Below are 4,758 nucleotides of genomic sequence, written 5' to 3' on the forward strand. Positions count from 1 at the left end.
CCCCCCGCCCCGCTCACATCCCCGGGCCCGCTCACATCTCCAGGCCGGACGCCGTCATCACCGGGCGCACCTCCACCGCCGCGAACCGCGCGTCGGGAATCCGCGCCGCGATCTCCGCCGCCCGCTCCGGGGAGTCGCAGTCCACCACCACGTACCCGGCCAGCTGCTCCTTGGTCTCCACGAACGGGCCGTCGGTCGCCACCGGCACCCCGTCGCGCACCCGCATCGTCCGCGCCGTCACCGGATCGCCCAGCGCCGTCCCGGCCACCAGCTCGCCCGACTCGGAGATCTCGGTGAACAGCTCCTCGGCCCGCGCCGCCAGCGCGTCGCGCTCCTCGGCCGGCAGCGCCAGGAACGCCGGGTCGCGCAGGAACAGCGGATGCTCCCAGTTCTCGGCGTTGCTGTAGATCAGCAGCAGGTACTTCATCGCGTCCCCCTCCCGCTCACCCTACGACCGGCGGGCCGGCGACGCCGACGACGTTGCCCTCGGGGTCGGCGAACCACCCCACGCGCAAGTCGCCGCCCGTCCGCGGCTCCGGGCCCATCCGGCGCGTCCCGCCGAGGCTCTCCGCGCGGGCCAGCGCCGCCTCCACGTCGTCCACGCCGACGTAGAACAGCACGCGCGGCCCGAACCCGTCGCCGCCGCCGACACCGCCGGCGATCTCCGCCGCCCCCTGCCGGACGAACCCGTAGCCGCCCGGCCGCGACACCTCCGCGGTGGCGGCGTCGCCGACCTGGAACTCCCAGCCGAACAGCCCTCCGTAGAAGGCGCGCAGCCCCGCCGGGTCCGCGCCGAGGATCTCGAAGTGCACCACAGGTGCTCCCATGGCCCCGTCCTTTCTCCGGTCGCGCCCCATCTCGGGCGCCTCACCCAGAGGACGGACCCGACCGCGGCCACCTCGACATCCCCGGCCGAATTTTTTCTCTTACCGCGGTGCGACGAACTCGGGCTGGTCCAGGACGCGCAGCCAGCTCCCGTCGGGCTGGCGCCGCGCGACCTGCGCGCGGGCGCCGGCCCCGTCCCGCGGCGGCGTCGAGGTGAGCGCGAGGTTCCCGCTGACCAGCGTCGGCAGCGGCTCCTCCGGCTCGAAACGCGGCCGGTTCTCCAGCACCCGCTCCCACAGCTCCCGGATCGCCTCGCGCCCCACCGTCGTCGCGCCCGGCGGATAGGCCAGCACCGCGTCCGCCTCGTAGAGCGCCGCGACCCCCGCCGCGTCCCCGGCGTTGGAGCGCTCCACGAACAGGCGGGTGATGTCCTCCGGCCGCATCGCCTTCTCGCGTTCGGTCATGATTCCCCCTGCATCCGGTCTCAGTCATCTCCATCGTCGGCGCCGCCCATGGCAGAAGTCAAAGAGATGGAGCTTCTAGAGACCAGAAGGAACAGTTATAGGTTTCAGGAGCCGGGACGGCGGGCCTGGCGCCGCTTGTCGCGCACATAGAGGATCTTGGACTTGCCGTCGCCGGGGCTGCGGCGGTCCATCTCGAACAGCGTCGTCGCCGCGATCAGGTCGCTGAGCTTGGCGTAGCCGTAGTTGCGGGAGTCGAACTCGGGACGCTGCTTGGTGATGATGTGCCCCACCGACGCCAGCGCCGCCCACCCGTCCTCGTCGGACGCGCCCTCCACGGCGTTGCGCAGCAGGTTCACCAGCGCCGAGTCCTGCTTCAGCGCCGCCGCCGACGACGGCGGCGCGGCCTTGAGCGCCACCGCCTCGGGCTCGGCCGAGACCTGGTCGTAGATCAGGTTCTCGATGTAGATGAACTTGTCGCACGCCGCCACGAACGGCTTGGGCGTCTTGCGCTCCCCGAACCCGTACACGGTCAGGCCCGACTCGCGGATCCGCGCGGCCAGCCGGGTGAAGTCGCTGTCGCTGGACACCAGGCAGAACCCGTCGAACCGGTCGGAGTACAGCAGGTCCATCGCGTCGATGACCATCGCCGCGTCCGTGGCGTTCTTCCCGGTGGTGTAGGCGAACTGCTGCACCGGCTGGATCGACTGGTCGAGCAGATGCTCCTTCCAGCTCCGCAGGCTCGTCCCCGTCCAGTCGCCGTAGGCGCGCTTGACATGGGCGGTTCCGTACTTGGCGACCTCCGCCAGCAGCCCCTCGATCATCGCCGCCTGGGCGTTGTCGGCGTCGATGAGCACCGCCAGCCGGTCGGCGTTGTCGCTGACCATGTCACTCCCTCCCCGGGGCCTCCGCGCCGCGGGCCGGCCGCGTCGGTTCGCCCGTCGCTTGCCCTGACGTGCATTCCCGTGCCGCCGTAGCCTAAGGGGCGGGGGCCGACGAGGAGGTGCGACGTGCACGACGAGACCACCATCGGGGCCCGCCTGCGCGCCCTGCGCCGCTGGCGCGGCATGACCCTCGACCAGCTCGCCGGCCAGGCCGGCCTGTCCAAGTCCTTCCTGTCCATGGCCGAACGCGGGCAGCGTGCCCTCGACCGACGCTCGCACATCTCGGCCCTGGCCAAGACCCTGCGCGTGTCGGAGACCGACCTGGTCGGAGCGCCCCACCTCACCGCCGACCCGGTGCAGGCGGCGCCGCACGCCACCGTCCCGGCGGTCCGGGCGGCGCTGCTGACCAACACCCTGACCGCGCCGGCGACCGACCGGGCGCGCCCGCTGAGCGAACTCGTCGCGGAGATGGAGCGCATCGACCGCAGCGAGTACCAGCACACCGAGGTGGGGGAGAGGCTGCCCGCGCTCCTGGACGAGCTGCACGTCCATGCATGCGCGCCCGCCGACGAGGCCGCCCACCGGCTCGCGCTGCAGACGCTCATCGAGGCGTTCCAGACCGCGACGTTCACAAGCAAGGACCTGGGCTACGGGGACCTCGCGCACATCGCCGCCATGCGGGCGGACGAGGCGGCGCGGATACTCGACGACCCCGTCAGCACGGGCAAGGCCGCGTCCCTGCGCATCCACACCATGCCGACCACGACGCGGGAACGCACGCTCGCCGCCGCCGAAGAGGCCGCCGACCGCTTGGAACCCCACGCCCGCGACGACCTTGGCGTCCAGGTGCTGGGCATGCTGACCCTGGCGGCGTCCATGACCGCCACCGTGGCTTGCGACTACGAACGGGCCGGACACTGGCTGGACCAGGCGGCGGGCCTGGCCGGACGCACGCCGGACACCCCCGGCGAGAACTGGGGCGCGTTCTCGGCCTCCAACGTCGGAGCGTGGCGGATCGCCCTGGCCACCGAACGCGGCGAGAGCGGCGGCGACCTTCTCCGGCTGGCCGCCTCCGTGGACGAGGCCAGGCTCCGGCCCCGCCGTGGACGGCACGCGGCGTTCCTCGCCGACGTGGGCCGCGGCCTGGCACGCGACAAGAAGACCAGGCACGAGGCGCAGCGCTGGCTCCTGCGCGCAGAAAAGGTCGCGCCCCACAAGATCCGCAACTCCGCCGCGGTCGGTGAGACCGTCGCGGTGATGCTGACCCAGGCGCACGGCGCCTCGGTCGGACGGGAGCTGCGCGGACTCGCCTCCCGGATGGGGCTCCCGCACTGACCCGAAACGGTAGGTGGGCTGCACGGACCCGCCTTCCGGCACCGACTTGCGCTGAGTTCACGCCTGTGAACAAGCGGAGTGTTGCTCCGCTTACCGTCCGTGGTCATGGACACGATTTACGCACTTGGGCGGCTTGCCGCCGAGCTCGACTCCCGGGGATGGCGGACCACTCTGCGGGACGACCGCCTCACGGTCGCCAACCCCGCCGCGCCGCGCCTCAACGACTCCATCACCAGCGACGGGCGCGTCTTCCGCTGGACGTGGGGCCAGGGGATCGGGCCGGTCGACGAGGTTCCCGGCGCGGCCGACCGCATCGTCCACGTCCTGCGCTCGGTCGAGCCGTGACGTGCGACGACACCGTGGTCGGCCTGCCCGCGGCGTGGCGGTACGCCGGGGTCGTCACCTGGTACGGGCAGGCCACCCGGCGCTGGTGGGCCCTGGTCCCGTGGCCGGCGGCGCGGCACGGCGCCCTGCTCGTCGAGGCGGCCGGGGAGCGGGAGCTGGCGTGGTACGTCCGGGAGCTGCTCGAAGGGGCGCGGTGGTGAACGCCGTCGGGCGGCTGGACCGGCTCGGCGCCGCGCTCGCCGCGGCCGGGTGGTCGGTGCGGCTGCGCTACCGCCCGCCGATCCTGCACGTCTACTCGCAGGACGCCCCGCACGCCGGGGAGAGCGTCACCGTCCGGACCGGGCCGGACGGGCGGGCGTGGTTCTGGTCCTCGACCGGGCGAGGGCTCGCGCCGTGCTCGGACATCCGCGGCGCCCGCGCCGGGGTCGCCGCGCTGCTCGGGGCGGTCGTGCCCGCTCCCCGCAGGCGCCGGTTGTCGGTGCGGAGTGTCATCCTGGGACGATGACGCACTTCGCGGACGCCGCCGAGTGGGAGGCATGGCTGGCCGCCAACCACGAGAGCGAGGGCGGCGCCTGGCTGAAGATCGCCAAGAAGGGGTCGGCGGCGACCTCCGTCACGATCGGCGAGGCGCTGGACGTCGCGTTGTGCTACGGGTGGATCGACAGCCAGCGGAAGTCCTGCGACGAGCACTTCTACCTGCAGCGGTACTCGCGCCGCCGCAAGGGGAGCCCGTGGTCGCGGGTCAACGTCGAGCGGGTGGAGGCGCTGACCGCCGCCGGGCGGATGCGTCCGCCCGGCCTCGCCGAGGTCGCCGCCGCGAAGGCCGACGGCCGGTGGGACGCCGCCTACACCGCCCAGCGCGACGCCGTCGTCCCGCCCGACCTGGCCGAGGCCCTCGCCGCCCACCC

At 73.3% G+C, this 4,758-nt stretch carries 9 protein-coding genes; 5 read left to right on the top strand and 4 right to left on the bottom strand.

Annotated elements, in window-relative coordinates:
• Positions 1-31: 31 nt before the first annotated feature.
• The 4 genes from E1266_RS35660 to E1266_RS35675 form a co-directional block, all read right to left on the bottom strand.
• Positions 32-427, bottom strand: a complete 396-nt coding sequence (locus E1266_RS35660; RefSeq protein ID WP_132054760.1) for a YciI family protein — start codon at positions 425-427, stop codon at positions 32-34.
• Between the two features lie 16 nt (positions 428-443).
• On the bottom strand, positions 444-827 hold the full coding sequence (locus E1266_RS35665; protein ID WP_132054762.1) for a VOC family protein: 384 nt from the start codon (positions 825-827) through the stop codon (positions 444-446).
• Positions 828-926: 99 nt separating this feature from the next.
• The gene (locus tag E1266_RS35670; RefSeq protein ID WP_132054764.1) at positions 927-1,289 is read right to left on the bottom strand and encodes a nuclear transport factor 2 family protein; all 363 of its coding nucleotides are present in this window, start codon (positions 1,287-1,289) and stop codon (positions 927-929) included.
• Between the two features lie 104 nt (positions 1,290-1,393).
• Complete coding sequence (locus tag E1266_RS35675; protein WP_132054766.1) at positions 1,394-2,173, bottom strand: NYN domain-containing protein; 780 nt, start codon at positions 2,171-2,173, stop codon at positions 1,394-1,396.
• Between the two features lie 123 nt (positions 2,174-2,296).
• On the opposite strand from E1266_RS35675, the gene E1266_RS35680 reads away from it, so the two are divergent.
• The 5 genes from E1266_RS35680 to E1266_RS35700 form a co-directional block, all read left to right on the top strand.
• On the top strand, positions 2,297-3,505 hold the full coding sequence (locus E1266_RS35680) for a helix-turn-helix transcriptional regulator (protein WP_132054768.1): 1,209 nt from the start codon (positions 2,297-2,299) through the stop codon (positions 3,503-3,505).
• Positions 3,506-3,610: 105 nt separating this feature from the next.
• Complete coding sequence (locus E1266_RS35685; protein WP_132054770.1) at positions 3,611-3,850, top strand: hypothetical protein; 240 nt, start codon at positions 3,611-3,613, stop codon at positions 3,848-3,850.
• Positions 3,847-4,050, top strand: a complete 204-nt coding sequence (locus tag E1266_RS35690; RefSeq protein WP_132054772.1) for a hypothetical protein — start codon at positions 3,847-3,849, stop codon at positions 4,048-4,050. Before E1266_RS35685 ends, E1266_RS35690 begins: the two co-directional genes overlap by 4 nt.
• Positions 4,047-4,355: a hypothetical protein gene (locus tag E1266_RS35695; RefSeq protein WP_132054774.1), complete on the top strand. Its 309-nt coding sequence runs from the start codon at positions 4,047-4,049 to the stop codon at positions 4,353-4,355. The genes E1266_RS35690 and E1266_RS35695 overlap by 4 nt, the downstream gene beginning before the upstream one ends.
• On the top strand, positions 4,352-4,758 hold a 407-nt coding region (locus E1266_RS35700), incomplete at its 3' end, for an OmdA domain containing protein (RefSeq protein ID WP_132054776.1). The genes E1266_RS35695 and E1266_RS35700, both read left to right, overlap by 4 nt.

The sequence above is a fragment of the Actinomadura sp. 7K534 genome (genome assembly GCF_004348575.1).
GTDB lineage: Bacteria > Actinomycetota > Actinomycetes > Streptosporangiales > Streptosporangiaceae > Spirillospora > Spirillospora livida.

Bases quoted from the DNA above. Each gene is read 5' to 3' on its own strand.
- E1266_RS35670 (WP_132054764.1), bottom strand. From the start codon at position 1,289: ATGACCGAACGCGAGAAGGCGATGCGGCCGGAGGACATCACCCGCCTG.
- E1266_RS35675 (WP_132054766.1), bottom strand. From the start codon at position 2,173: ATGGTCAGCGACAACGCCGACCGGCTGGCGGTGCTCATCGACGCCGAC.
- E1266_RS35685 (WP_132054770.1), top strand. From the start codon at position 3,611: ATGGACACGATTTACGCACTTGGGCGGCTTGCCGCCGAGCTCGACTCC.
- E1266_RS35660 (WP_132054760.1), bottom strand. From the start codon at position 427: ATGAAGTACCTGCTGCTGATCTACAGCAACGCCGAGAACTGGGAGCAT.
- E1266_RS35665 (WP_132054762.1), bottom strand. From the start codon at position 827: ATGGGAGCACCTGTGGTGCACTTCGAGATCCTCGGCGCGGACCCGGCG.